The 25,850-nt window shown below is 64.2% G+C and carries 21 protein-coding genes; 1 reads left to right on the top strand and 20 read right to left on the bottom strand.

Annotated features, from left to right (window positions below):
- Positions 1 to 76: 76 nt before the first annotated feature.
- From OKW39_RS22725 to OKW39_RS22670, 12 genes are all read right to left on the bottom strand, one after another.
- Positions 77 to 1,519, bottom strand: coding sequence for an aldehyde dehydrogenase family protein (locus OKW39_RS22725; protein WP_429563750.1), 1,443 nt, complete (start codon positions 1,517 to 1,519; stop codon positions 77 to 79).
- A 38-nt stretch (positions 1,520 to 1,557) separates the two neighbouring features.
- Positions 1,558 to 2,745 carry a fumarylacetoacetate hydrolase family protein gene (locus tag OKW39_RS22720; protein WP_429563749.1) on the bottom strand — a complete coding sequence of 396 codons (1,188 nt, stop codon included), beginning with the start codon at positions 2,743 to 2,745 and terminating at the stop codon, positions 1,558 to 1,560.
- Positions 2,746 to 2,829: 84 nt separating this feature from the next.
- A complete protein-coding gene (locus OKW39_RS22715) occupies positions 2,830 to 4,614 on the bottom strand; it encodes an IlvD/Edd family dehydratase (RefSeq protein ID WP_429563748.1) in 1,785 nt (594 codons plus the stop codon).
- Between the two features lie 31 nt (positions 4,615 to 4,645).
- Positions 4,646 to 6,052 carry an MFS transporter gene (locus tag OKW39_RS22710; RefSeq protein ID WP_429563747.1) on the bottom strand — a complete coding sequence of 469 codons (1,407 nt, stop codon included), beginning with the start codon at positions 6,050 to 6,052 and terminating at the stop codon, positions 4,646 to 4,648.
- 180 nt (positions 6,053 to 6,232) lie between these two features.
- The gene (locus tag OKW39_RS22705) at positions 6,233 to 7,228 is read right to left on the bottom strand and encodes a LacI family DNA-binding transcriptional regulator (protein WP_090810612.1); all 996 of its coding nucleotides are present in this window, start codon (positions 7,226 to 7,228) and stop codon (positions 6,233 to 6,235) included.
- 157 nt (positions 7,229 to 7,385) lie between these two features.
- Positions 7,386 to 8,270: an SMP-30/gluconolactonase/LRE family protein gene (locus OKW39_RS22700; RefSeq protein WP_429563746.1), complete on the bottom strand. Its 885-nt coding sequence runs from the start codon at positions 8,268 to 8,270 to the stop codon at positions 7,386 to 7,388.
- Positions 8,267 to 9,034: an SDR family NAD(P)-dependent oxidoreductase gene (locus OKW39_RS22695; protein ID WP_429332577.1), complete on the bottom strand. Its 768-nt coding sequence runs from the start codon at positions 9,032 to 9,034 to the stop codon at positions 8,267 to 8,269. Before OKW39_RS22695 ends, OKW39_RS22700 begins: the two co-directional genes overlap by 4 nt.
- Positions 9,035 to 9,099: 65 nt before the next feature.
- Positions 9,100 to 11,505, bottom strand: a complete 2,406-nt coding sequence (locus tag OKW39_RS22690) for a glycoside hydrolase family 3 N-terminal domain-containing protein (protein WP_429563745.1) — start codon at positions 11,503 to 11,505, stop codon at positions 9,100 to 9,102.
- A 279-nt stretch (positions 11,506 to 11,784) separates the two neighbouring features.
- The gene (locus OKW39_RS22685) at positions 11,785 to 12,915 is read right to left on the bottom strand and encodes an ABC transporter ATP-binding protein (RefSeq protein ID WP_429332579.1); all 1,131 of its coding nucleotides are present in this window, start codon (positions 12,913 to 12,915) and stop codon (positions 11,785 to 11,787) included.
- Between the two features lie 69 nt (positions 12,916 to 12,984).
- Positions 12,985 to 13,815: a carbohydrate ABC transporter permease gene (locus tag OKW39_RS22680; RefSeq protein WP_429563744.1), complete on the bottom strand. Its 831-nt coding sequence runs from the start codon at positions 13,813 to 13,815 to the stop codon at positions 12,985 to 12,987.
- Positions 13,816 to 13,818: 3 nt separating this feature from the next.
- Positions 13,819 to 14,736: a carbohydrate ABC transporter permease gene (locus OKW39_RS22675; protein ID WP_429563743.1), complete on the bottom strand. Its 918-nt coding sequence runs from the start codon at positions 14,734 to 14,736 to the stop codon at positions 13,819 to 13,821.
- 60 nt (positions 14,737 to 14,796) lie between these two features.
- On the bottom strand, positions 14,797 to 16,092 hold the full coding sequence (locus OKW39_RS22670) for an extracellular solute-binding protein (RefSeq protein WP_429360271.1): 1,296 nt from the start codon (positions 16,090 to 16,092) through the stop codon (positions 14,797 to 14,799).
- 245 nt (positions 16,093 to 16,337) lie between these two features.
- Between OKW39_RS22670 and OKW39_RS22665 the strand changes: the two genes are divergently transcribed.
- Positions 16,338 to 17,414 carry a LacI family DNA-binding transcriptional regulator gene (locus OKW39_RS22665; RefSeq protein WP_429360269.1) on the top strand — a complete coding sequence of 359 codons (1,077 nt, stop codon included), beginning with the start codon at positions 16,338 to 16,340 and terminating at the stop codon, positions 17,412 to 17,414.
- On the opposite strand, the gene OKW39_RS22660 is transcribed toward OKW39_RS22665, so the two are convergent.
- The 8 genes from OKW39_RS22660 to OKW39_RS22625 form a co-directional block, all read right to left on the bottom strand.
- Positions 17,393 to 17,782 (bottom strand): type II toxin-antitoxin system VapC family toxin, encoded by a 390-nt coding sequence (locus tag OKW39_RS22660; RefSeq protein WP_090810623.1) that lies wholly within the window; start codon positions 17,780 to 17,782, stop codon positions 17,393 to 17,395. The two genes, OKW39_RS22665 and OKW39_RS22660, sit on opposite strands and share 22 nt — an antisense overlap.
- On the bottom strand, positions 17,782 to 18,012 hold the full coding sequence (locus OKW39_RS22655) for a type II toxin-antitoxin system Phd/YefM family antitoxin (RefSeq protein ID WP_008921569.1): 231 nt from the start codon (positions 18,010 to 18,012) through the stop codon (positions 17,782 to 17,784). The genes OKW39_RS22660 and OKW39_RS22655 overlap by 1 nt, the downstream gene beginning before the upstream one ends.
- Before the next feature lie 682 nt (positions 18,013 to 18,694).
- Positions 18,695 to 19,825: an ABC transporter ATP-binding protein gene (locus OKW39_RS22650; RefSeq protein WP_429563742.1), complete on the bottom strand. Its 1,131-nt coding sequence runs from the start codon at positions 19,823 to 19,825 to the stop codon at positions 18,695 to 18,697.
- Between the two features lie 112 nt (positions 19,826 to 19,937).
- Complete coding sequence (locus OKW39_RS22645; protein ID WP_429563741.1) at positions 19,938 to 21,275, bottom strand: GH1 family beta-glucosidase; 1,338 nt, start codon at positions 21,273 to 21,275, stop codon at positions 19,938 to 19,940.
- 58 nt (positions 21,276 to 21,333) lie between these two features.
- Positions 21,334 to 22,164, bottom strand: a complete 831-nt coding sequence (locus OKW39_RS22640) for a carbohydrate ABC transporter permease (protein WP_184023565.1) — start codon at positions 22,162 to 22,164, stop codon at positions 21,334 to 21,336.
- Entirely contained in the window at positions 22,161 to 23,195 is a 1,035-nt protein-coding gene (locus OKW39_RS22635) for a carbohydrate ABC transporter permease (protein ID WP_429345896.1), read from the bottom strand. The genes OKW39_RS22640 and OKW39_RS22635 overlap by 4 nt, the downstream gene beginning before the upstream one ends.
- 129 nt (positions 23,196 to 23,324) lie before the next feature.
- On the bottom strand, positions 23,325 to 24,572 hold the full coding sequence (locus OKW39_RS22630; protein WP_429563740.1) for an ABC transporter substrate-binding protein: 1,248 nt from the start codon (positions 24,570 to 24,572) through the stop codon (positions 23,325 to 23,327).
- A 189-nt stretch (positions 24,573 to 24,761) separates the two neighbouring features.
- A partial coding sequence (locus OKW39_RS22625; RefSeq protein WP_429563739.1) for a LacI family DNA-binding transcriptional regulator occupies positions 24,762 to 25,850 on the bottom strand: 1,089 nt, incomplete at its 5' end.

The following is a 25,850-nucleotide window of genomic DNA, read 5'->3' as shown; positions in this document are numbered from 1 at the left end:
TCCCCTACTGGCCCGCCATCGCGACTGAATGCGATGGCGGGCCAGTTCCGTTTTGGGGAGCTCTGTCAGTTCTGCGTCAGACCGCGCCCGGGTTGATATACGCGGTCTTCACCGACGTATAGAACTCGCGGGCGTAGGCGCCCTGCTCGCGCGGACCGTAGCTCGACCCCTTCCGCCCGCCAAACGGCACGTGATAATCGACCCCCGCCGTCGCGGTGTTGACCATCACCATGCCGGCCTGCACATGGCGGCGGAAATGACTGGCGTACTTCAGCGATGTCGTGCAGATGCCGGCCGACAACCCAAACTCGGTGCCGTTGGCAACCGCGAGCGCTTCCTGGTAGTCCTTGACCTTGATGACCGACGCCACCGGCCCGAATACCTCTTCACGGTTGATGCGCATAGCCGGGGTCGTCTCCGTGACCAGCGCCGGCGCGAGGAAATAGCCGCGCGTCGAGCCTTCGACGCGCTCGCCGCCGAACACCGTGCCGCCCTCTTCGCGCGCGATCGCCAGATAGCGCTCGTCCTGTGCCAACTGCTTGTCGTCGACGACCGGGCCGATGTGCGTGCCGTCCGTGAGCGCATCGCCGACCTTCAGCGCGCGCATGCGCGCCTTCATGCCGTCGATGAAGCGGTCATAGATCCCCGCGGTCACGATCAGCCGGCTCGATGCCGTGCAACGCTGGCCCGTCGAGTAGAACGCGCCGTTGATGCACGCTTCGATCGCGACATTGAGATCGGCGTCGTCGAGCACGACCATCGGGTTCTTGCCGCCCATTTCCAGCTGGAATTTCTTGCCCGAATCGAAGCACTTCGCGCCGATCGCGCGGCCCGTCGAAACGGAACCGGTGAAGCTGATCGCATCGACATCCGGCGACGACACGAGCGCCTCGCCAACCACCGAACCGCGCCCCATCACGAGGTTGATCACCCCCGCCGGCGCGCCCGCCTCGGCGATGATCTTGACCAGCTCCCACGTGCTGCCCGGCACCAGATCGGCCGGCTTGATCACGACCGTGTTGCCGTATGCAAGCGCCGGCGCGATCTTCCACGCCGGAATCGCAATCGGAAAATTCCACGGCGTAATCAGGCCGACCACGCCAACCGGCTCACGCGTCATTTCGACCGTCATGCCCGGCCGCACCGACGGCATCACTTCGCCGCCGACGCGCAGCGCTTCGCCCGCGAAGAACTTGAAGATCTGCCCGGCGCGGCCCACTTCGCCGATCGCCTCGGGCAGCGTCTTGCCCTCTTCACGCGCGAGCACCTTGCCGAGCTCCGCCTTGCGCGCGAGGATCGCGCTGCCCGCCTGGTCGAGCACGTCGAAGCGCTGCTGCGGCGTGGACAACGACCACTGCGCGAAGGCCTTGCGCGCGGCGCTGATCGCGCGATGCGTCTGCTCGGCGTCGGCTTGCGCGAATTCGCCGATCACGTCGTCGAGATTCGACGGATTGACGTTGCGCGACACGCTCGCGCCATCGACCCACTGTCCGTCGATGTAGTTTGCGAACTGACTCATGCCTGATTCTCCTTTCGAAAATTGCAGCGACAATCCGGTTATTCAGCAACGAGCAGGCCACGGGCCGCGAGATTGCGATACAGCGCGCGCACGCCGAACGTCCACGGCTCGATTTCGGTGGACAGGCGCACCGTGTTGGTCAGCGCGCCGAGCTGCGGCGTCGAAATCGTCACGCGATCGCCGAGGTGGTGGGTGAAGCCGCCGCCGGGCGCGTCGCGGTCCTTGATCGGCGAGAACATCGTGCCGAGGAACAGCATGAAGCCGTCCGGGTACTGGTGGTGACGGCCGCAGGTCTGCGCGACGAGGTCGGCCGGATCGCGGCTGATCTCGCTCATGTGGCTCACGCCGTCGAGCACGAAGTCGTCGTCGGCGCCTTCGACGCGCAGCGACACGCTCGCCGCGCGCACCGCGTCGAGTGAGAAGGTGTCGTCGAAAAGACGCACGAACGGACCGATCGCGCATGAGCCGTTGTTGTCCTTGCACTTGCCGAGCAACAGCGCCGAGCGGCCTTCGATGTCGCGCAGGTTCACGTCGTTGCCGAGCGTCGCGCCGACGATGCCGCCGCGGCTATTCACCGCGAGCACGATCTCCGGCTCCGGGTTGTTCCACACCGACGCGGCGAGCAGACCGACGTCCGCGCCGAAGCCGACTGCCGACATCGGCTGCGATTTCGAAAATACTTCGGCGTCCGGACCGATGCCGACTTCCATATATTGCGACCACGCATCGCGACGCTCGAGCTCGGCTTTCAGCTTCATCGCCGCTTCCGATCCCGGCTTGATCTTCGACAGATCGGTGCCGATCGTCGACGCGATCGTCTCGCGCACTTCCTTCGCCTTCGCCGGATCGCCGCCGGCCTGCTCCTCGATCACGCGCTCGATCAGGCTCACCGCGAACGTGACGCCGCAGGCCTTGATCGCTTGCACGTCGCACGGCGCGAGCACGCGCACGGCCGGCGCGCTCGCGCCCGGCAGATTCGCCTCGATCAGCTGCGCGACCGGCCCGAGCGGTACGCCCGGCGCGCTGCGCGCAAATTGCGCGGCATCGTCGCGCTCGAACAGGTCGGCGGTAGTCGGCACGGCCGCGCTGATGTCGAACACCTCGCCGCCGCGCACGACGACCACGCACGGTCCTTCATGCTGCTCGGTCTTGCGCCACACGCGGCCGATCAGCAGTGCGTCGTTCAGATCGCCGGGAAGAAAGCTGGAGGGGGAAATTGCGGACATGGGATGGGCTCTTTCGGATAAATGGGAAAACGGGCAAGGCCGGGCGTCGCGTTGCGTGCGAAGCCCGGCCTTGTCACCCGCGGGTCAATGCGAATGCCGTGGGTTGCCGCGCTCGGCAATCACTTTCAGATACAGCGTCGCCGGTTCGAGGCAGCCGCCGGTCGAAAGCTGGCCGACCGTCTTGCGATACAGCTCCTGCCACGGCGTTTGCGCGGGCGGAATCTCGAAGTGCACGGTTTCGCGACGTCGCGCGAGTTCTGCTTCCTCGACCAGCACTTTGACGCTGCGCGAATTCAGATCGACGCGGATGCGGTCGTTCGTGCGCAACAGCGCAAGGCCGCCGCCCACCGCCGCTTCCGGCGACATGTTCAGAATCGACGGGCTCGCCGACGTGCCGCTCTGACGGCCGTCGCCGAGCGTCGGCAGCGAGGTGATGCCCTGGCGCACGAGCGCCGCCGGCGGCGCCATGTTGACGACCTCGGCGCTGCCCGGATAGCCGACCGTACCCGTGCCGCGAATCACGAGGATGCAATGCTCGTCGATTTCAAGCGACGGGTCGTTGATGCGCGCGTGATAATCCTCGGGGCCGTCGAACACGATGGCGCGCGCTTCGAAGCTGTTTTCCGCGCCTGGCTCGCTCAGGTAGGTCTTGCGAAACGCATCGCCGACCACCGACATCTTCATGATCGCGCTGTCGAAGAAGTTGCCGGACAGCACCATGAAGCCCGCGCCGTGCTTCAGCGGATCGTCGGTCGTCTTGATGACCTCGCGATCCGGCGCGGGTGCGGCGGCCGCGATTTCGCCCATCGTGCGGCCCGACACGGTCAGGCAATCCTCGTGCACGAGGCCGCCTTTCGCGAGCTCGCGCATCACGGCCGGTACGCCGCCCGCGCGATGGAAGCTCTCGCCGAGATATTCGCCGGCGGGCATGCAGTTGACGATCAGCGGCACCTGCTCGCCGACGCGCTGCCAGTCTTCGAGACTCAGCTCGACGCCCATGTGCCGCGCAATCGCGATCAGATGCGGCGGGCAGTTGGTCGACGCGCCGAGCGCCGATGCGACGACGATCGCGTTTTCGAACGCTTCTTTCGTCATGATCTTCGACGGCCGCAGGTCCTCGCGCACGAGGTCGACGATGCGCTTGCCGGTCGCGTAGGCCATCTGGCCGCGCTCGCGGTAAGCGGCCGGAATGCTCGCGCAGCCGGGCAGCGACATGCCGAGCGCTTCGGCGAGGCTGTTCATCGACAGCGCGGTGCCCATCGTGTTGCAGTGACCGATCGACGGCGACGACGCGGTAGTCAGCTCCATGAAGCCTTCGTAGTCGATCTCGCCGGCCGCCAGCAGATTGCGTGCATGCCAGATCACGGTGCCCGACCCGACGCGCTTGCCGTCGTGCCAGCCGTCGAGCATGGGACCGCCGGACAGCACGATCGCCGGCATATCGACGGTGGCCGCCGCCATCAGGCACGCGGGCGTGGTCTTGTCGCAGCCGGTGGTCAGCACGACGCCGTCGAGCGGGAAGCCGTGCAGGATTTCGACGAGGCCCAGATACGCGAGATTGCGATCGAGCGCTGCGGTCGGCCGGCGGCTCTGCTCGGCGAGCGGATGCACCGGAAACTCCATTGGAATGCCGCCCGCGTCGCGAATACCGGCCTTCGTGCGCGCCGCGAGCTCGATGTGATGCCGGTTGCACGGCGCGAGATCGCTGCCGGTCTGCGCGATGCCGATGATCGGCCGGCCCGACTGCAGCTCTTCGCGCGTCAGACCGTAGTTCATGAAACGCTCGACGTACAGTGCCGTCATATCCGCATGCGAGGGATCGTCGAACCATTCCTGGCTGCGCAGCCGGCGCGGGGTGGATGCTGACATGATGCTTGTCTCTCTGTCTGGGTGAGGGTTCTTATGCGTGCTCTGCGTGTTTCTGTGCCCGCGCTGTCTCGCGGCCGGGGCCGCTGCCTTCATTCGAGGCGCCCCGCGTCAGCATCGTGCGCGGCACGAGCAGGATCAGCACGCAACTGACCAGCAGACACGCACCGAGTGCGTAAGTGCCGTTGTTGATGTCGCCGGTCAAATCTTTCGCCACGGCGGTGATCATCGAACCGGTAAAGCCGGACAGATTGCCGATCGCGTTGATCATCGCGATGCCGGCCGCCGCGGCGGCGCCCGACAGCAGCTGTCCCGGGAACGTCCAGTAAATCGGCATCAGCGCAAGGATGCCGGCGGTGGCGATCGTCAGAAACGTGATCGCCCACACCACATGATGCGCCAAAGCCGCGCTCATGATCAGACCGATTCCGCCGATCAGCGCCGGAATCGCCGCATGCAGGCGCCGCTCGCCGGTTTTCTTCGAATGCGCGGCGTTCGCGAGCGTCGCAATGATGGCCACGCCGTACGGGATCGCGGTGAGCAGGCCGATATGCAGCGGATCCTGCACGCCGGTCGCCTTGATGATCGACGGCAGCCAGAACGCGAGGCCGTAGAAGCCGGTATTGAACGTGAGCAAAATCGCGACCAGCAGCCAGACGCGCGGCTCGCGCACCGCCGAGCCGAAGCGCGCTGTCTTGTGCGCGCTTTCGCGCTGCAGATTCGCCGCGAGCAGGCTCTTCTCCTGCGGCGTGAGCCAGCGCGCGCGGTCAATGCCGTCGTCGAGCGAGAAGTACACCACGAACGCGGTCAGCAGCGACGGCACGCCTTCGATCAGCAGCATCCATTGCCAGCCCTGATAGCCGAACAGGCCGGCCGTATGGTCCATCAGCCAGCCCGACACGATGCCGCCGAGCATCAGGCTGACCGGCATTGCGATCAGAAAGCCTGACATCACGCGACTTTGGCGCTGCGACGGAAACCAGAAGTTCAGGTACAGAATCACGCCGGGGAAGAAGCCGGCCTCGCAGAGCCCGAGCAGAAAGCGCAGGATGTAGAACATCGTCGCGGTTTCGACGTGCGCGACGCGCGCGAGCGGCGCGACGAACGCGAGCGCCATCGACACGAGCCCCCACGTGAACATGATCCGCGCGATCCAGAAGCGCGCGCCGTAGCGATGCAGGAACACGTTGCTGGGCACTTCGAAGATGAAATAGCCCCAGAAGAACACGCTCGCGCCGATCGCGTACATCGTGTCGGACAGGCCGAGATCGTCGAGCATCTGCAGCTTCGCGAAGCCGACGTTCACGCGATCCAGATACGCAACCACATAGCACAGCAACAGTACCGGCAGCAGCCGGCGCACGACCTTGCGATAGGTCCTTTCCTCGAACTCGTCGACGCGCGCGGCGGGCGCGACGATGGCGGGCGGTACAGCGGTCATTCGTATCTCCATCAGCGTATTTTTGGTCGGAAATGCCGTTGCCTCGCGGCTCGTGCGATTTGGCACCGCCGTTAAGTTACCGGTAACATTTCTAGCTGTGGATGTTACGCCCGGCTTACCAGCCGGACAACCGAGGGATATCCCTGATCTGTTTAATTAAGGGGAGTGCTAGTGCGCCATCTACGCGCTATCGCGTGCAATCACCGTGAAATCGATCTTCACCGCTTTCCTGCGCTGCACCTCACCCGCTTCGCGATCGGCGAGCCCCGCGAGCAGCGTTTCGCCAGCGCGCAGGCCGATGCCGTACGCGTCGACCGACACCGTCGTGATGCTCGGCTGACAGCACCACGACACCTCGAAGTTGCCGAACCCGGCGACCGCGATGTCGCCCGGCACCGACAGCCCGCGCCGGTGACACTCCATGATCGCGCCGAACGCCGACATGTCGCTCACGCACATCACGGCCTCGGTATCGGGCCACGTGTCGAGCAATGCGCCGATCGCCGGTGCGCCGTGGCTCATCGTGATCGGCGAATCGCCGAGCCGGATCACGCGCGGCTCGCCGAGACCAAGCGCCTTGATTTCGGCAACGTAGCCACGCATCCGGTCGTGCCCGCGCCGGTCGCGCTCGCTGGCACCCGCGATGAAGCCGATCCGCCGATAACCGCGCTCGTGCAGATGCCGGACCATCGCGCGCGCCGCCGCCGAGTTCGAAAAACCGACGACCGTATCGATTGGATCGCTGGGCAGATCCCACATTTCGACGACCGGAATGCCGGCGCGCTGCAACAGCATGCGCGTCGCCTCGGTGTGCCGGCCGCCCGTCAACGCGACGCAGCGCGGCTGGTGACGCAGCATCGAGCGCACCAGCAGTTCTTCCTGTTCCAGACGGTAGTCCGTGTCGCCGAGCAGCAGCTGCAGACCGTGCGGGCCCAGCGCGGCATTCAGTCCGCGCACGGTGTCGGAGAAGTTCGAGCTGGACAGCGACGGCACCAGCACCGCGACGAACGCCGAGCGTCCCGACGACAGCGCGCCCGCCGCCGCATCGGCGACGTAGCCGAGTTCGTCGATGACCTTCTGCACGCGTTCGCGAGTCGCCTGCGACACGTTGCGGCCGGCAAGCACGCGCGACACGGTCATCTTCGAGACGCCCGCGCGTTCGGCGACATCGGACATGCGGGGCGGGACTGGCGGCCTGGACGTCATGATAGGTATCGGGGCGAATGCGCGAAAGTCATGGAACGCACATGATAGCGGGCCGCTCCTTGCGGAGCGACCAGGCAACGTCAGGGTTGCGTTTTGCGGCTTGTCCTGTCGCTGTCTTTTTTGTCGTCTAGCGCTCGAAGCCCACCGTGCAGCGTGCCTGAGCCTGCCCCGCCGCCGGCGCGCGGAACGAGAACAGCCCGCCCGCCTGCGGCTGATGCTGGCGCTCGACCGCCGTCAGTCCCTTCCATGCGGTGGACACATAGACGGTTTGCAGATCGTCGCCGCCGAACGCGAGCTTCGTCACGTTCGCGCACGGCAACGGCACCTGATCGACCAGCTCGCCCGCCGGCGAGTAACGCTCGATCCGCCAGCCGCCGAACAGCGCGATCCACACGAAGCCGTCGGCATCGACGGCCATGCCGTCGGGATGGCCGTCGCCGGAGATGGCGGCGAAGATGCGCTTGCCCGACAGCGTGCCGTCCGCGGCGACGTCGAAGGCATAAACCACGCGCCGCATCGTGTCGTTGTGATACAGCGTGCGGCCGTCCGGGCTCATCGCCGGGCCGTTCGTGATCACGTAGTCGTCGTCCTGCGCGATTGCCGCGGCTTGCTCGTTCACCCGATACAGCGTGCCGCTCGGCGCCTCTTCCGCATCGTCCATCGAGCCGAACCACAGGCGTCCCCGTGCATCGACGAAACCGTCGTTGAGGCGGTTGCCCGGCAGATGCGGTTCGACCTCGGCGAGCTTGCTGAACTCGCCGCTCGCCGGATCGAAGCGATGCAAGCCGGATGGCAGCCCGCATACGAACGTGCCGTCCGCGAGCGGCGCCAGAAAACCGGGCTGGTCGGGCGCCTGCCACGTTTGCTGCTCGCCGGTCGCGACGGACAGCCGATGAATCCGGCGCCCCTTGATATCGACGAAATACACCGCGTTTTCGGCGGCCTGCCATAGCGGCCCTTCGGCCAGCTCGGCGCCGAGCGCCCATACGCATACTGGGACCGGCATGCTCATTCTCCGTACCACCCTGCGTCGACGAAGTAATCGCGGCCGGAGCAGCGTGATGCGTCGTCGGACGCGAGGAACAGCGCCATACGCGCGACGTGCTCGGGCTCGATGCGCAGTTGCAGACACTGACTCGCGACGACCTTCGCTTCGCTCTCAGCCGATTGCCACAACTGCATCTGCCGCGGCGTCTTCACCGCCCCGGGGATGATGCAATTCACGCGGATGCCCGCGCTGCCGAGATCACGCGCGAGACCACGCGTGAGCCCTTCGATGCCGGCCTTGGCGGTCATATAGATCGCGAGGTTCGGCAGCGCGACATGCCACGACACCGAGCCCAGATTCAGGATCACGCCGCGCCCCGCGCGACGCATACCGTTCGCGGCGGCCTGCGCGCAGAAGAACTGGTGGCGCAGATTCACCGCGATACGGTCGTCCCAGTAGCTCGCGGTGAGCTCGCCGATTTCGTGCCGATCGTCGTTGCCGGCGTTGTTGACGAGCACGTCGATCGGGCCCACCGCATCGACGATGTCGGCGAACGTGTTTTCGATCGCGTCGACATTTTTCAGGTCGCAGCGGCGGAACAGCGGCGGATGCTTCGCGTGGCGAAGCGTTTCCTGCAGCGCGAGCGAATCGTGCTCGGCGACGTCGAGGAAGAACACGCGCGCGCCTTGCTGCGCGAAGGCCTCGACGATCGCGGCGCCGATCCCGCCGCCGCCGCCGGTCACGACGATGGTTTTGTCCGACAGACTTGGATAGGTTGCGTACGACATCAGATTTTCCACTTGTTACGAGTAGGACCACATACAGGACGGCGCTCGCCGCCCTGACCCGCCGCTTAGGCCACGATCTCGACCTCGCTCAGCATGCGCCAGTTGCGTTCGAGCGTTCTCGTCGCGGAGCCCGCGACGGCGACCGTGCCGCTCAGATGAATGTCGCGGCTCGAGCTGCCGACCAGCAGATCGAAGTCACCGGGCTCGACGATACGCTCGCCGCACGCGTCGGTGAAGTTCAGCATGTCCACCGGCAGTTTCACGCGCACACGCGCCGACGCACCGGCCGCGAGCGGCACGCGCGCAAACGCCTTCAGCTCGCGGACCGGCCGCGCGACCGACGCGTGCCGGTCGCGCACGTAGATCTGCACGATCTCGGTGCCGTCGCGCGCGCCGATGTTGTCGACCGTGAAGCTCAACTCGATCGTACCGCTTTCGATCGGCACTTCGCTGTGCGCGAGCGCGAGATCGCCGTAACGGAACTGCGTATATCCGAGACCGAAACCGAACGGATAGCGGCAGCCGAAATGGTATGCGATCGGCGTTCCCGCGCTCTTCAAACGATGGTTATACACGTACGGCACGGCGCCCGCGCTCTTCGGCACCGACAGCGGCAGACGGCCGCTGAAATTGGCGCGGCCCACCAGCAGATCGGCCAGCGCCTCGGCGCCACGCTCGCCCGGCGCGAACGCCATGATCTGCGCGGCGATGCGCTCTTCGAGGCCGCCGAGATTGTACGGACGGCCGCCCGTCATCACGACGACCGTCGGCGTGCCGCTATCGACCACTGCCTGCAGCAACGCCTGCTGCACACCCGGCAGGTCGAGGCTGTCGGTATCGGACCCTTCGCCGACCGTGCCGGACTGGAACAGGCCCGCCAGATCGCCGACGAACACCAGTGCGACGCCCGCTTGCCGCGCGGCTTCGACCGCGGACACAATGCCGTCGGTGTCCTTGCTCATCAGCTCGTCGCAATGCGCGTCGCCGGTCAGATCGAGCGACACGTCGCCCGGGAACACTGGCGCGCCCGCGCGGCGCTCCTTGATGATGTCGCAACCCTGCGCGTGAATGACGCGCTCGTCGCCGAGCAACGCGCGCAGCGAACGCAGCGGCGTCGCGATCGAAGCAGTGGACTGCTCGCCGCTGTTGATCAGGTGCACCGGGAAGCTGTAGCCGGCGAGCAGCGCGAGCGGATCGTCGGCGGTCGGGCCGATCACCGCGATCTTGTCCGGGCCGTGCGCGTCGAGCGGCAGCACGTCGCCTTGATTGCGCAGCAGCACCGCCGATTCGAGCGCCACCTGATACGCGGTATCGCCCGCGGTCGCGCTTTTCACGTCGACGCGTTCGGGATCGACGTACGGATTCTCGAACAGGCCGAGCTGGAATTTCACGCGCAGCACGCGCGAGACGGCGGTGTCGATCGTCGCTTCGCTGATCTCGTTGCGCTCGAGCGCTTCCTTCAGATGCACCGCGCACTCGTGACCCGGCAGCTCGACGTCGAGGCCGGAGTTGAACGCGAGGGCCGCGGCCGACGCGCTGTCGCGCGCCACCGCATGGTGGCTGAACAGCAGGTCGACGCCCGCGTAATCGGCGACGACGAGACCGTCGAAGCCCCATTTCTCTCGCAGCGTGTCGTGCAGCAGCGCGCGATCGCCATGACAGGGTACACCGTCGACGTCGTGATAGGCGGGCATCACCGAGCCCGCGTTCGCGAGCTTCACGGCCATTTCGAAAGGCAGCATGAACACGTCGTTGAGCTCACGCGGACCGACATGCACCGGCGCATGATTGCGGCCGCCTTCGCTCGCCGAATGACCGACGAAATGCTTGAGCGTCGCGAGCAGATCGCGCTGTTCGCCCTGCAGGCCCTTCACGTAATGACACGCGAGCACGCCAACCAGATACGGGTCTTCGCCGAGCGTCTCCTCGGTGCGGCCCCACCGCGGGTCGCGCGACACGTCGAGCACCGGCGCGAGCCCCTGATGACAGCCGATCGAGCGTGCCTGCTCGCCGATGATCGTGCCCACTTCGCCGACCAGTCGCGGATTCCACGTCGCCGCATAGTTCAACGGCGACGGGAACAGCGTCGCGTCCTTGATCATGAGCCCGACGAGGCATTCCTCGTGTGACATCACCGGAATGCCGAGGCGCGTGTCTTCGACCATCTTGCGCTGCAGCTCGTTGAGCGCGCGTACGCCTTCTTTCGGATCGACCGTATGCGTGCCGAGCGGACGCGTGATCTGGCCGAGGCCATGCTGCAGGATCTCGTCGACCGTGATCTGGTTGGCGCTCTGCGCGAAATCGATGCTACGCGCCTTGTGATTGCCGTCGGCCGACAGCTTCAGCCACGCGGCGTGAAGCTGCGCAATCTTTTCGTCGAGTGTCATGCGCGCGAGCAGATCGGCCACGCGCTCTTCCACGGCTGCCACTGGATTGCGGTAGAGCGGGACCTCACTTTGGCGAAGCAACATCGAAAACTCCTTTTTTTTATCGTGGTGTACGAAGCGCATGAGGCGCCGACAAATCCGTTGTTTCTGACAAGCGTGCGGCATGGCGTTGCTTCAGCCCGGATGCCATCCCTTCCATTTCAGATACCTTTCCAGACTTCGCAGTCCTGCTAATCGATCGAACGCAGCCGCGACTCGAATTCGCCGTGTTTGATCGGCTACGGGTCGTTCGTCGCGTCTAGCGACGCGATGCAATGGGACCGCGCTTGCTCGCGTCGTGCAAGCAGCGCGATCGCAAGCGGATCAGTGCAGACGCGGCAGCGCGAAATCCTTGTCGTCGAACACGTGGCACGCGTGCGGTGCGAACGCCAGTTCGACGCATTCGTCGTGCGTCACGCCACCGTCGCCGGGCAGCTTGGCGATCATCGTGTTGCCGTCGCGCACGCCACCGTCCACATGCACGTAGCTGTGCTCGCCCAACCGTTCGACCAGGCGCACGGCGCAGCGGATTGTCTGCACGCCGGCCTGCGCCGATGGCAGGGCGAGGTGCTCCGGCCGGATGCCGAGCGTGACCTGCGAACCGACGCTTTGCCTGCGGCCGTCGACCTCGGCGCGCACGCGCTCGCCCGTGGTCAGCTCGACCTGAATGCCCTTGTCGTCGACCGCGAGCACCGTGGCCGGCATGAAGTTCATCTTCGGCGAACCGATGAAGCCAGCGACGAAGCGGCTCTTCGGCCGGTGGTACAGATCGAGCGGCGCGCCGATCTGCGCGATGCTGCCGTGCTTTTCCATGTCCGCGCCGGCGTGCAGCAGCACGATCTTGTCGGCGAGCGCCATCGCTTCGATCTGGTCGTGCGTAACGTACACCGCGCTCGCGCGGTTGAACTCGCGATGCAAACGGGCGATTTCGGTACGCGTCTGCACGCGCAGCGCGGCGTCGAGATTCGACAGCGGCTCGTCGAACAGGAACACGCCCGGCTCGCGCACGATGGCGCGCCCGATCGCCACGCGCTGGCGCTGGCCGCCGGACAGCGCAGCGGGGCGACGTTCGAGGTAGCTGTCGAGTTGCAGCGCGGCAGCGGCGCTGCGCACCTTCTTGTCGATGATGGCCTTATCGACCTTCGCCTGACGCAGGCCGAATGCCATGTTCTCGTACACGCTCATATGCGGATAGAGCGCGTAGTTCTGGAACACCATCGCAACCTGGCGTTTCGCGGGTTCGACGTTGTTCATCAGTTGACCGTCGATGCGCAGTTCGCCGTCGGTGATCGATTCGAGACCGGCGATCATGCGCAGCAGCGTGGACTTGCCGCAGCCCGACGGCCCGAGGAACACGCAGAATTCGTCCCTGCCGACTTCGAGGTTGGCGTCGCGGATCACCGAGTTACCGCTCGTATAGGACTTCTGTACGTTAGTGAGAGAGATGCTTGCCATATCGTTTATGCGAAGTTCGGTGTGCGGGCCACTTTGGCCCGCACGATTCGAGGTGGTGTGCGATGCGGATCAGCCCTTGAGCGAGCCGGCCATCATCCCCTTGATCACGCGCTCCTGACCGAACGCGTAGGCAACGATCAGCGGCAACGACGTGAGCACGAGGACAGACAGCATCGAGGGTATGTTCGACGCGTATTGCCCCATGAAGTCCCAAATCGCGAGCGGCAGCGTACGGTGCTCGGCCGTCGACGTGAGCATGTACGCGAAGATGAACTCGTTCCACAGACCAATGCCGTTGAAGATCGTCACGGTGGCGAGCCCCGGTGCCGAAAGCGGGAAGAAAATACGCCAGAAGATGCGGAACGGACTGCAGCCGTCGAGCTGCGCCGCTTCTTCGAGCTCGCGCGGAATCTGGCGCATGAACTCGGTCAGGATGAAGATCGACACCGGCAGACTGAGGGCCACATAAGGGCCGAGCAGCGCGAACGCGGTGTCGTAAAGGCCGAGGTTGCGCGTGAGCAGATAGATCGGCACGAGCGTCGCATGCAGCGGCACGATCATGCCGGCGACCACCAGACCGAACAGCGTCTTGTTCAGCGAGAAGCGCAAGCGCGCAAACACGTAGGCCGCCATCGCACTGATGATGACGATCAGCAGCACCGACACGCCCACCGTGAACACGCTGTTACGGAAATAAGTGAAAAACGGCCCCTGCAGCACAGCCGCGTAGTTACCCCAATACAGGTGGCTCGGCGGCGCCCACACTGACGTCGCGAAGGTCTCTTCCTGGCTCTTGAAGCTCGATGCGACCATGAAGAGAAACGGAATCGTCGTGACGGCCAGCCAGATCAGTGCCAGCAGCGGAACCCCCAGGCGGGGGAAGCGTAGTTTCTTGTTCATGGTTCAGACCTCGGTTGCATAACGGCGGGTGAAGTACATCGACACCGCCGCCACCGTGATGACGATAAGGAACATCGCCGAGCCGATGGTGCTGCCGTAGCCGAGTTGGAACGAACTGAACACCGTGCGATACATGTAGGTGGCCATCACCTCGGACGAGCCTTCGGGGCCGCCACCGGTCATGACGAAGACGAGATCGAAGTAACGCAGCGACCCGAGCACGGACAGCAGCACAGCGGTGCGCACCGTGCCTTGCAGGTGCGGCAGCTTGATGCGCCAGAAAATGGTCCACCCGGATGCGCCGTCGAGGAGCGCAGCTTCATTGACCTCGGCCGGCATCGACGAGAGGCCGGCGAGAAACAGAATCATGTAGAAAGGCGCGTTCTGCCAGATGATCACGGCGATGGTCGCAGCCAGCGAAAAATGCGGATCGCCCAGCCAGTCCTTCGCGAGGCCATCAAGCCCGAATGCCTGCAGCGCGACGTTGATCGGACCGAAATTCGGATCGTAGATTTGCTTGAACAGCACACCGATCGCCACGCTCGACATCAGCAGCGGCAGGAAATAGAGCACCTTGAGCAAGCGCGAGCCACGACCGGCCTTCTCGAGCAGCACGGCGAGCGCGAGCGCGATCGGAAGCTGGACGACGATCGACGCGACAGCAAGAATCACGTTGTTCTTCAGCGATTGCCAGAACACCATGTCGTGCGCGAGCCGCGCCCAGTTCGCGAGCCCGATATAACGGGCAGTGTTGCCGAGACCGTTCCAGTCGAGCAGCGACAGCCGCATGCTGGAGACGAGCGGATAAAGCAGGAACACGGCCAGCAGCAGCAGCGACGGCGCAAGAAACACAACCGTGACGAGCGTTTGCGATGAAAATCTCAGCCGGCGTTCGGGTGTAGCGGAAAGTGCGATATTCACGGGCTTGTATGCCGACCGGCACCTCGCGGTGCCGGTCGGACTTTTCTTTAGGACTGTAGATCAGCCGCCCTTCTTCGAAGCGGCTTCCATTTGCTGCGCAGCAGCCTCAGGCGTCAGCGACAGACCGAACAGTGCCTGCGTCGTGTCCTTGTGCAATTCACCGAGGGCCGGCGGCAGTGCCTGGTCGTACCAGAGCTGCACGCTCGGAGCGGCGGCAAGCATTTGCTGCAGACGCTGCGTGAACGGATCGTCGATCCTGACGTGATTGACCGGCGGGAGCTTGTGGTCATCCGACGCGCGAGCCTGCATCGCCTGCTCGTCGGTCAGTGCCTGGATCAGCTTGAACGCTGCGTCCGGCGTCTTGCACTCGGTCGAGATGCTGAGGAAGCCGTCGCCGACCGTGCCGATCAGGTCGCGCGGATCACCCTTGCCACCCGGCACGCTTGGGAACGCGAAGAAGTCGAGGTCCTTCGAGAACGTCGGATTTTCGTTCGCGATCGTCGAAGCTTCCCACGCGCCCATCAGCTCCATGGCAGCCTTGCCCGTGTACAGCAGGCGGCGCGAGGCGCCCGAGTCGTAATCGAGACCGTTGATGCCCGGTGCGAACGCGCCAGCCTTCACGAGTTCCTGAATGCGCTTGCCGGCTTCGATGAACGCCGGATCTTCGAAGCCCTTGCCCTTGCCTTCGATCGCGTCCTTCACGACTTGCGGACCGCCGATACGGTCGACGAGGTACATGTAGTACATCGAACCGGTCCACTTGTTCTTGTTCGCGAGCGAGAACGCTGCAACGTTGTGCGACTTCAGCACTTCAACGACGTGCATCAGTTCATCCCACGTCTTCGGCGGCGTGATGCCGTACTTCTTGAAGACTTCCTTGTTGTAGAAGATCACCGCGGCCGCCGCGTTTTCGGCGGCAACACCGTAGGTCTTGCCGTCGAACGTCGTGACATTCCACGACGCTTGCATGAAGCGGCTGCGGTACGCCGGATCCTTCTCCAGGTACGGCGTGAGGTCGGCGATCTGGCCGGATTTCACGTACTCGTGCAGCCCGCCGCCGCCCCAGTTCTCGAACACGCACGGCGGCTGGTTCGCGCCGAAAGCGACCTTCAGCTTAGTCTTGTACGCCTCGTTCAGGACGTGCGAATTCTCGACCTTGTAGCCCGGAACCGCCTTTTCGAATCGATCCGACGCGTCGCGAATGATCTTGCTCGACGACGCATTGGTCTGCTGGTCCCATACCGTGATCGTCTTGGAGTCCGCCGCTACGGCGTTCGAAACAACTGCAGACAACGAAAACAGCAGCGCCGTCGCGCCGATGATGGACCGCGCTTTAAACAAAGCCGGGTACGCCATGGGTGTGTCCCCTCTTCTGGATTTATAAGAAATCACCGAAACATTAACGTTAGCCTTAACGTTAGCGAATGTTAGGTCGATGCGTGAAGTAAGGCTATGCGGGATTTTACCTGGTCCCGGCGGGCTGCGACGCAACGGCCGGATAAGATGGACCGATTGCGGGAAAGCTGAAATATAAAGGGTTCTGCTAGAATAACGACTACATAAACGTTATCGCTAACGCGATTAGCGAGTCGACCCATCCAATGACCTCTCGCACACCTTCGACCCGCATGGCAAGACAGACCCCAACGCTTGAGCACGTTGCCAAGCTTGCCGGGGTGTCCCAGATGACCGCGTCGCGCGCTCTCAACGGCCGTCCCGGCGTGTCGCGCGAAACCCGCGACGAAGTCCTGAGAATCGCGTCGGACATCGGTTACGTCGTCAACCGCACCGCGCAGAAACTGTCGGGCGGCCGCAACGGCATCATCGGCATCATCACGCCGACACTCGACACGCAATTCTCCAGCGAACTGATTCTCGGCGCGGGCCGCGCGGCGCGTGGCGCGGGCTGCGAGATGCTGGTCTACACGGTGTTCGATGAAGATCGTCATACGCATCACGACCTGCTTGGGCTCATCCAGCAATTCTCCGACGGTATCCTCGCCATTCTTCCGCGCGAGTCGCTGTGCCTCGAGGCGCTCGCCACCGCGAAGGTACCGGTCGTCGTCGTCGATCAGCGCGGCACGCTGACGGGCTTCCCGTCGGTGTCGGTCGACAACTACGGCGGCGCCTGTCTCGCGGTCGAGCACCTCGCCGAGCTCGGTCACAAGCGCATCGCGTTTCTGGCCGGCGACGAAACGATCGAAGGCGTGCGCGACCGGCAACGCGGCTATCACGACACGCTGGCTCGCCTCGGCCTGCCACGCGAAGACTCGCTGGTCGCCGCGGGCGACCTGTCGCAAATGATGGCGTTCGACGTCACGTTCGACCTGCTGAACCTCGCCGAGCCGCCCACCGCGATCTTCACGGCCAACGACCAGAGCGCGTTCGGCGTGATCGCCGCGATCCGCGAAGCGGGACTGCGCGTGCCGGACGACATCTCGGTGATCGGCTTCGACGACATCCCGATGTCCGAGCAGTTTCACCCGGCGCTCACCACGATCCGCCAGCCGTTCCAGCAAATGGCGCGCTCGGCGGTCAACACGCTGCTCGCGCAGATCGCCGGGATCGACGCCGCTTCGCAACGCATCACGCTGCCGGCGGAACTGGTGGTGCGCGATTCCACCGGCCCAGTCCGCACCAGGCAGCGCCGCGGCCGTCACCAGATCGTTTCGACGTAAGTCGACGCGCGCACCTTCGCATCCGAAGTCACGAGCGCGCCGCCATGCGTGCGCGCGGTCGCGACGATCAGGCGTTGATGCAAGGCGAGCGTGGGCGGCAGCGTGGCCGCGCGAAACGCGATCTCGGTGTCGACCGGAATCATCCGCACGCCGTCGAGCGACAGAAACGTCGACATCCAGCTGCGCGCGTCCATCGACAGTCCGAGACTGCCGACCTTCACGAACTCCGCGATTTCGAACGCACTGATTGCCGAAATCAGGATCTCGCCGCCGGCGAGCTCCCGATCGATCGCATCGTGCGCGGCCTGGCTCAGCGCTTTCTGCCTGCCGAGCCAGCACACGAGCGCAAGCGTGTCGAGCGTGATCATTACTCGTCCTGCTCGGCAGTGACAGGCTGCAACGCGTGCTTCAGGTTGAAATGCGTAATCGACGCGCGCAGCAGCTCGAGCGGGTTTTCCTGCTTGCTGCGATACGGCCGGATTTCGATGGTGGGTTGCCCGCGGTCGGTGACGACCACGGTTTCGCCCAATGCCTCGACCTGACGGAACAGCTCGCAGGCCCGGGACTTGAAAATGGCTTTAGATACTCGCTTTTCCATGACGCTCTCCACCCAGCAAAAATCCAACGGTATTTTTTGTATCGGGCCGGTGCGCCCGCAGGCGAACACCCGCGATGCGTGCCCGACATTCTTTATCAACCTTGCTCTCAGTCGTTGCTTCCCAGCCTACTGCCAGGAGCTCCCTCGAGCTCCAATCCAATTCGCGGCGACAACTAGCGTAACCGCGACACAGCCTGCAACGGTCGCGCCAATTCCTGCGCGCAACCGCTGCACTTTCACCTAATCAATTGGTTTTACACAGACCGCTCTGGCCATACCGGGTCGTGCCGAATAGCGGCGCGGCGCGTCTTGGCTTGCAATGTTTTGCCCCGTGTTATAGATCTTCGAATAGATGCAAACTTGCTTAACGTTAACCTTAACGTTAGCGGATGTTAATGGCGCAGGTTCGCGGCCGCCATGCGGAGTTTACCTAAGCTCCGAACCACTATCCGACCCCTCGACTGGACCCTCTAAATCAAGCCCGGCAAGGAGAAAGCTCGATGCAAGGCGTCGAAAGTACTGCGTAATATTTAATGCGAACTGGCTAACGTCATCGCTGCTTGCGTCAGTCTTCGTCGTTCGATGCAGGGGGTCCTGATGAAGGCTCCGCATCGAAATGCACGATCCACGCATGCAACGATTCGCGCGGCTTTACCGTTGCTCACTCGCCGACATCGGCCTGTCAAACCACCGCGCCGACGTCCTCGCCGACTTCGGGTCGCGCGAGGCTCACCGCGGCGCCGTTCGCATCGAACAGCGTGACCGACGACGACGCCACCTTGATCCCGACACGCGCGCCGACCGCGTGCTGCGCGTCCTTCTTGTCGAGCTTCAGCGCGATCGCGTGCGCCATGCCATCGAGTCGAGCATGCAGGATCGAGACGTCGCCGAGATGCTCGACCAGTTCGACACGCGCGGCGAGACCTTCGTCGAGCGAGCCGATGCCCAGATGCTCGGCGCGCACCCCGAGCGTCAATTCGCCACTGACCGGCTGCGCCGGCCGGCCGGGCAGCACGATGCGCTGGCTCGCGCCGGCAAGCGCCACGACGGTTTGCGCATCGCTTCGCGACACCAGCGTCGCGGCCAGCATGTTCATCTGCGGCGAGCCGATGAAGCCGCCGACGAAGCGGTTCGACGGCCGCTCATACAGGTCGAGCGGCGCGCCGGTCTGCTCGATGCAGCCTTTGTTGAACACGACGATCTGCTGGCCCAGCGTCATCGCCTCGACCTGATCGTGCGTGACGTAGATCATCGTCGTGCCGAGTTCGCGATGCAGCTTCGCGAGTTCGATACGCATCTGCACGCGCAGCGCCGCATCGAGATTCGACAGCGGTTCGTCGAACAGGAACACGCGCGGCTTGCGCACGATCGCCCGCCCGATCGCGACGCGCTGGCGCTGGCCGCCCGACAGCGCCTTCGGTTTGCGCTCCAGCAGATGTGTGATCTGCAGGATCTCGGCGGCACGGCCCACCGCCTCGCGCACTTCCTTTTTCGACTTGCCCGACAGCTTCAGCGAAAAGCCCATGTTTTCCGCGACCGTCATGTGCGGGTAGAGCGCGTAGCTCTGGAACACCATCGAGATGCCGCGGTCCGTGGGCTGCAGATCGTTGACGCGTACGCCGTCGATCAGAATGTCGCCGCCCGTCACCGACTCGAGCCCCGCGATCATGCGCAGCATCGTCGACTTGCCGCAGCCCGACGGTCCCACGAACACCGTGAACTGGCCGTCCGGGATGCGCAGGTCGATGCCCTGGATCACCTGCGGTCCTTCGCCAAACGTCTTCGTGACGTTGCGCAATACGAGTTCGCCCATTTGATGCCTCCTCCTCGATCCTTGTACTTGCAGACCCCGCGTGACGCTATCCCACTGCCGCACTACTGCCGCGCCACGCGAGGTTCGATGCGCCCGTCGCCGGGCGTGCGCCTCAGCGCACGGCCGCGACGCCGGCGTGTTGCGCGATCACGTCGCGATACCACAACGCGCTGTCCTTCAGCGTGCGCTCCTGGCTCGCGTAGTCGACGTAGACCATGCCGAAGCGCTTGTCGTAGCCCGACGCCCATTCGAAGTTGTCCATCAGGCTCCAGGCGAAATAGCCCGCCACGTCGACGCCCTGTTTCACCGCGTCCGACAAGGCGGCGAGATGCAGGTCGTAGAAGCGCACGCGCTCGGCGTCGTCCACGCGGCCGTTATCGAGCACGTCTTTCGCCGCGCAGCCGTTCTCGGTGATGTAGATCGGCGGCAGCTTGTAGTCGGCGTTGATGCGCGTCAGCAATTCGGTGAGACCTTGCGGATAGACTTCCCAATCCATGTCGGTGAAGCCGAGCTCGCCCGGCGGACGCTTCTCGCCCGATGCGCTCGCGAAGATCCGCGTGTAGTAGTTGACGCCGAGGAAGTCCATCGGCGTGCCGATCACGTCGAAATCGCCGCTCCGGATCACGTCTTGCGGACCGTTCGCGCCATACCATTCCAGCGCCTCGGCCGGATACTCGCCCTTGAACAGCGGGTCCATGTACCAGCGCACGAACTTCGCGTATTCGAGCGACGCGGCGGCCTGATCTTCGGGCGCATCCGTCGCGCCATGCGCCGGCGACTGGTTCAGCACGATGCCGAGCGGCGCCTTCACGCCATCGGCGCGCAGTGCCTGCAACGCGAGACCGTGCGACAGCAGCAGATGGTGCGCGACATGCGCGGCCTTCTTCAGATCGGCGTTGCCCGGCGCGAAATAGCCGGTTGCGTTGCCGAGCCACGCGGTGCACCACGGTTCGTTGTGCGTCGCGATCGATGCAACGCGATCGCCGAGCACGCTGCCGATCTTGCGCGCGTAGTCCGCGAAGCGATAAGCGGTATCGCGGCTTTCCCAGCCGTTTTGCGTATGCTGCAGCGACAACGGCAGGTCCCAGTGATACAGCGTTGCGAACGGCTGGATGTCGCGCTCGAGCAAACCGTCGACGAGGCGCTCGTAAAACGGGAGGCCCTTGTCGTTGAATGCGCCGCGGCCAGTTGGCTGCACGCGCGGCCAGGCGATCGAAAAGCGATAAGCCTTGACCCCGAGTTCGGCCATCAGGTCGAGGTCTTCCTCGACCAGGTGATAGTGATCGCATGCGACATCGCCGTTCTCGCCGTTCACGACCTTGCCCGGCACGTTGCAGAACGCGTCCCAGATCGACGGGCCCCGGCCGTCCTCATGCGCTGCGCCTTCGATCTGGTAGGAACTGGTGGCGACGCCCCAGACGAAGTCTTCGTTGAATCGATACGTCGACATAGATGATGTTGTTCTGAATGTCACGCCCGCGAGGGCGTGAAAAATGAAACAAAGAATCTCAAGCCTTGACCGCGCCGGTCGTCAGACCGTCGATCAGACGCCGCGAGGTGAATGCGAACAGCACCAGCAACGGCAGCACCGCGACCGCGGAGCCCGCCATCACCGCGCCCCAATCCGAATTGGTCGGACTTTGCAGAATGCGCAGAGCGAGCGGCAGCGTGTACATCGACGGCGAACGCAGCACGACGAGCGCCGACAGAAAGTTGTTCCACGCCTGAATGAAGCTGATCAGTCCAAGCGTACCCAGCGCCGGTCCCAGCAGCGGCATCACGATGCTCCAGTAGATGCGGAATTCACTGCAGCCGTCGATGCGCGCCGCCTCGATCAGCTCGGACGGAATCGCCGCGGCGACGTACTGGCGCATCAGGAACACGCCGAGCGCGGCGGCCGCGCCAGGTACGTACAGCGCGCGCGGCTGATCGATCCAGCCGAGCAGGTTCATCGTCATGAAGGTCGGAATCATGCCGAGGAACGGCGGCACCAGCATTGCGGTCAGCGCGATCGCGAACAGCGTCTTCTTGAAGCGGAATTCGTACATCGCGAACGCGTAGCCGGCCATCGACGTGACGAGCAGCGTCAGCACGGTTTGCATCGTGGCCGTATAGAAGCTCCAGCCGAGATTGCGCCAGAACGGAATGTGCCGCATCAGCGAGGCCATGTTGTCGAGAAACGCGCTGCCGAACCACAGCGGGGGCGGCATCGAGAAAATCTCGGAACTCGTGTGCGTCGCGAACACGAACATGAAGTAGAACGGCGAGAACATCAGCAGCGCGCCGACCACCACGATCGCGTAGCCGATATAACGGCCCTTGTTGCTCGACGATTTCATCGCTGTGTCTCCTCGTTCATGCCGCTGCGGTGAAAGATCCGCGTGTTCAACCACATCAACGCGCCGATCGAAATGAACAGCAGCCATGCGATCGAACTCGCGGTGCCGAAATCGCCGTCGTGGAATGCGGTGCGATACATATAGACGGCCGTGGTCAGACCGGACTGGCTGGTACCCATGCCTTCGTTCGGCAGCAGGATGAACGGTTCTTCGAACAGTTGCAGCCCACCGATGATCGACAGCGTGACCGCGAAGAAAATCATCGGCTTGATCAGCGGAATCGTGATGCGGGTGAACTGTTGCCAGCCGTTCGCGCCGTCGATGCGCGCGGCCTCGTAAAGGTCCTTCGGAATGGTTTGCAGCGCCGACAGATACAGCACCGTGTTCCAGCCAACATAGCGCCAGAAGATCACCACCGACACCGCCGGCTTGACGTTCTTCGGGTTATACAGCCACTCGATCGGATGCGCAGGGACGATCCAGTGCAGGCCGGGCAGCTTGCCGAGCTCGGCGATCGCGAGGTTGATCATGCCGAAGTCGGTCGAATACAGCGACGAGAAGATCAGCGCGATCGCGACGCTCGACGTGATGAACGGCAGGAAGTACAGGCCGACCACCAGGTTGCGCCAGCGGCGAAACGCGGTTTGCAGAAAGAACGCGAGCGGCAGCGCCACCAGATGCTGCGGCACGCCGGACATGATCGCCATCGACGCGGTGTTGTACAGCGACTTCCAGTACCACGGGTCGGTCAGCGTGAACGTGAAGTTCGACAGACCCACCCACTTCATGCTCGCGAGCCCCGCCGTCGCGTCCCAGCTCTGGAACGACAGGTACAGCGAAAACAGCAGCGGGAACGCCATGAATAGCGCGAACAGCAGGAAAAATGGCCCGAGAAACAGGTAGGGTGCGACTTTCACCGGATCGAGCCGCGAAGTTCTGCGCGGCGCGGCGAACGGCGCGGGCGAGCTCAGCACGTCGCTCGCGCGCGCATCGCGGGCGACCTCTGGGGTCGTGGGCAGCGGGGTGTTCATCAATAGTTCCGTCCAGTCGGGCGTAGCCGGGATCGATGACCGGCCACGCTGTTTGCAGCAGACTTGCAGCGCACTGCGACACACGTCGGTCGCGGCACGCAGCGTGCCGCGACCTTGCATCGATACCGCTTAACGGCGCACCCGATGCGCGATCTGGTCCTGCGCTTCCTGGAGCGCCGTATGCACGTCTGCACCGTCGTCGACGACCTTGTCGAGGGCCGAATGCACCGCTTCCTCGGCGACCTGGTCGTACTTGCTACGCTGGATCGCCGGGATGTGGGAGGCTGCGTCACGCCAGCTCAGACGCGCTTTCTCGTTGCCGAGGAATGCGACCGGCTCCGCGAAAAACGTATCGTTCTGCGCGGCGAGCAGCGCGGGGAATGCGTCGATCGAACGGAACGATGCGAGCTGCGTGTCCTGGCGCGTCGTCAGGAACTTGATGAATTCCCACGACATCGGCTTTTGCGTCGCCTTCGCCGGAATCGAGTAAAACGTGCCGCCGAACGATGCGTACGCGTTGTTCGGCAGATTGGCCGCGCGCCACAGACCCTTCGTGTCCGGGGCGATCCACGACGACAGGTGGCCACCGAGCCACGCGCCCATCATCTGCGTCGAGACGGTCCCGCGCTTGAAGCTTTCGGCCCATTCGTTCGACCAGGGCGTGATCTTCGCGTCGAGACCGAGGTCGCGTGCTTTCTTCGCGAGTTCGAACGCCTTCACGAAACGCGGCGACGTGACGACCGGATTGCCGGCCTTGTCGAAGTACACGCCATCGCCTTCCTTCAGGTCGGCGCGAATGTAGATGTCCTCGATATCGCGCGACGATGCCATCAGGTACGCACCCGTCGCCTTCTTGATCTTCACGCCGGCCGCCAGGTACGAGTCCCACGACTTCGTCAGGTCGGCTTCGGTCACCCCCGCCTTGTCGAGAAGGTCCTTGCGATAGAACAGCGTGCCCGGACCGATATCGGCCGGCATGCCGACGATCGTGCCGTCCTGCGTGGTCGCCTGCGCGAACGTGTAGTTGATGAACTGGCTCTTGTACTGGCCCGCGTTATACGGCGCCTTCGACAGATCTTCGAGACCGCCGCCCGAGGCGAAGCGGCCGATAAAGCCGACCTCCACCGCCATCACGTCGGGCAGATTGGAGCTCGTCGCGAGTGCGGTGGTCATTGCGTTGTGGTGATCGGCGATCGCGAGCGACGAGACCCTGATGTCGACGTCCGGATGCAGCTTCTTCCACGCCGGAAGCGCGTCCTTGATTTCCTGATCCAGCTTCGGAAAGACCGCGACCGTCAACGTGGTGTTGGCGTGCGCGCCGACTGCGGCCAGGCTGAGCAGAACGGCGGTGGCAGAGCCTGAAAAGCGGAATTTCATTACTCGTCTCCTGAAGAACCCTGTTTGAATTGCATTCGATGAATACCCGGTTGCTGCGACCTACTTCCCCTGTTGTCTTTGTTGCTGCTTTGCTTGGTGCTGCTTTGCCTGGCGCTGAATGCGCCGCTGAATTTCTGCTTGACTGCCGATACCTGAAAGCGCTTTCACGTTGAGGCGAAAAAACAGCCGCTACGTAGGCGTATCCCCCCGTTTTACCGGCGGCGTGATTCGCCGCGTGGTTTCACGCGTCACGAGCGTGAGCGGAATCGGGCTTAGCGCGATCGACTGCTTGCGGATCATCTGCACGATGCCCTGTGCGGCGAGGCGGCCGATTTCGTAAGTCGGCTGGCGGACCGTCGTCAAAGGCGGCGTCATGTACGACGATGTCGGCAAATCGTCGAAGCCGACCAGCGACACGTCGTCCGGCACCCGCACGCCGCGGCGGAACATCGCGAGGCGCGCGCCGTACGCGGTTTGATCGTTTGCGCAGAACACCGCGCTGAACGATGGATGGCGCGCCATCAGGCGCTCCATCGCTGCGACGCCGCCCGTTTCGAGGTAATCGCCCTGCTCGACGAGATCGGCATCGAAGCCGATGCCCGCTTCCTCGAGCGCGGTCCGGTAGCCGACGAGGCGCTCGATCGCATCCTCGTGACTTGCCGGCCCGGCGATGAAGGCGATCTCGCGATGGCCTTGCTCGATCAGATGATGGGTCGCGTCGCGTGCGCCCTGCATGTTGTCGATCGGCAGGCCAGCGAGCGTCGCGCTGTTGTGTACCGAGCGGCCGAGTACGAGCATTGGCGCGTGCCGCGAGTAGTCGGTCAACGTCGACTCATCGAGTTGCGCGTGCAGCAAGATGATTCCATCGACGCGCCGCGCGATGAACTGTTCGAGGCGCGCCTTTTCGTCGTCGATGTTCCAGCGGCTGCTCACGAAGATCGGCGTAAAGCCCGGTTCGTACAACGACTCCTCGATGCCGCGCAGCCACTCGGCGTAAAACGGGCTCGACACCGCCTGCGTCAATACGCCGATCGTTTCGGTCCGCCCACTCGCGAGACTGCGCGCGAGCACGTTCGGCCGATAGTTGAAACGCGCGATCGCCGCTTCCACCGCCTGCTGCTTGGCGGGAAGCACGCGCGCAGAACCGTTCAGGATCCGCGATACGGTGCTCGGAGAAACACCGGCCGCGCGCGCGATGGCTTCGAGCGTCACGTTGGGCGCAGCGGGTACGTTGGATACCTTGGGCGCGCCGGGTTTATCGTCGGAGCCGTCGTGGGT

It is taken from the genome of Paraburkholderia sp. MM6662-R1 (assembly GCF_050436245.1).
Taxonomy (GTDB): Bacteria; Pseudomonadota; Gammaproteobacteria; order Burkholderiales; family Burkholderiaceae; genus Paraburkholderia; species Paraburkholderia tuberum.
Note: the sequence above shows the minus strand (reverse complement) of the source record. Positions and strands in the feature narration are given on the sequence as shown.

What these genes read in the sequence shown, in the direction of transcription:
- OKW39_RS22705 (WP_090810612.1), bottom strand. Translation starts at nt 7,228, where the DNA reads ATGTCCGATGTCGCCGAACGCGCGGGCGTCTCGAAGATGACCGTGTCG.
- OKW39_RS22710 (WP_429563747.1), bottom strand. Translation starts at nt 6,052, where the DNA reads ATGACCGCTGTACCGCCCGCCATCGTCGCGCCCGCCGCGCGCGTCGAC.
- OKW39_RS22655 (WP_008921569.1), bottom strand. Translation starts at nt 18,012, where the DNA reads ATGGAAAAGCGAGTATCTAAAGCCATTTTCAAGTCCCGGGCCTGCGAG.
- OKW39_RS22645 (WP_429563741.1), bottom strand. Translation starts at nt 21,275, where the DNA reads ATGTCGACGTATCGATTCAACGAAGACTTCGTCTGGGGCGTCGCCACC.
- OKW39_RS22695 (WP_429332577.1), bottom strand. Translation starts at nt 9,034, where the DNA reads ATGTCGTACGCAACCTATCCAAGTCTGTCGGACAAAACCATCGTCGTG.
- OKW39_RS22685 (WP_429332579.1), bottom strand. Translation starts at nt 12,915, where the DNA reads ATGGCAAGCATCTCTCTCACTAACGTACAGAAGTCCTATACGAGCGGT.
- OKW39_RS22680 (WP_429563744.1), bottom strand. Translation starts at nt 13,815, where the DNA reads ATGAACAAGAAACTACGCTTCCCCCGCCTGGGGGTTCCGCTGCTGGCA.
- OKW39_RS22700 (WP_429563746.1), bottom strand. Translation starts at nt 8,270, where the DNA reads ATGAGCATGCCGGTCCCAGTATGCGTATGGGCGCTCGGCGCCGAGCTG.
- OKW39_RS22665 (WP_429360269.1), top strand. Translation starts at nt 16,338, where the DNA reads ATGACCTCTCGCACACCTTCGACCCGCATGGCAAGACAGACCCCAACG.
- OKW39_RS22650 (WP_429563742.1), bottom strand. Translation starts at nt 19,825, where the DNA reads ATGGGCGAACTCGTATTGCGCAACGTCACGAAGACGTTTGGCGAAGGA.
- OKW39_RS22720 (WP_429563749.1), bottom strand. Translation starts at nt 2,745, where the DNA reads ATGTCCGCAATTTCCCCCTCCAGCTTTCTTCCCGGCGATCTGAACGAC.
- OKW39_RS22725 (WP_429563750.1), bottom strand. Translation starts at nt 1,519, where the DNA reads ATGAGTCAGTTCGCAAACTACATCGACGGACAGTGGGTCGATGGCGCG.
- OKW39_RS22635 (WP_429345896.1), bottom strand. Translation starts at nt 23,195, where the DNA reads ATGAACACCCCGCTGCCCACGACCCCAGAGGTCGCCCGCGATGCGCGC.
- OKW39_RS22715 (WP_429563748.1), bottom strand. Translation starts at nt 4,614, where the DNA reads ATGTCAGCATCCACCCCGCGCCGGCTGCGCAGCCAGGAATGGTTCGAC.
- OKW39_RS22630 (WP_429563740.1), bottom strand. Translation starts at nt 24,572, where the DNA reads ATGAAATTCCGCTTTTCAGGCTCTGCCACCGCCGTTCTGCTCAGCCTG.
- OKW39_RS22660 (WP_090810623.1), bottom strand. Translation starts at nt 17,782, where the DNA reads ATGATCACGCTCGACACGCTTGCGCTCGTGTGCTGGCTCGGCAGGCAG.
- OKW39_RS22690 (WP_429563745.1), bottom strand. Translation starts at nt 11,505, where the DNA reads ATGTTGCTTCGCCAAAGTGAGGTCCCGCTCTACCGCAATCCAGTGGCA.
- OKW39_RS22670 (WP_429360271.1), bottom strand. Translation starts at nt 16,092, where the DNA reads ATGGCGTACCCGGCTTTGTTTAAAGCGCGGTCCATCATCGGCGCGACG.
- OKW39_RS22640 (WP_184023565.1), bottom strand. Translation starts at nt 22,164, where the DNA reads ATGAAATCGTCGAGCAACAAGGGCCGTTATATCGGCTACGCGATCGTG.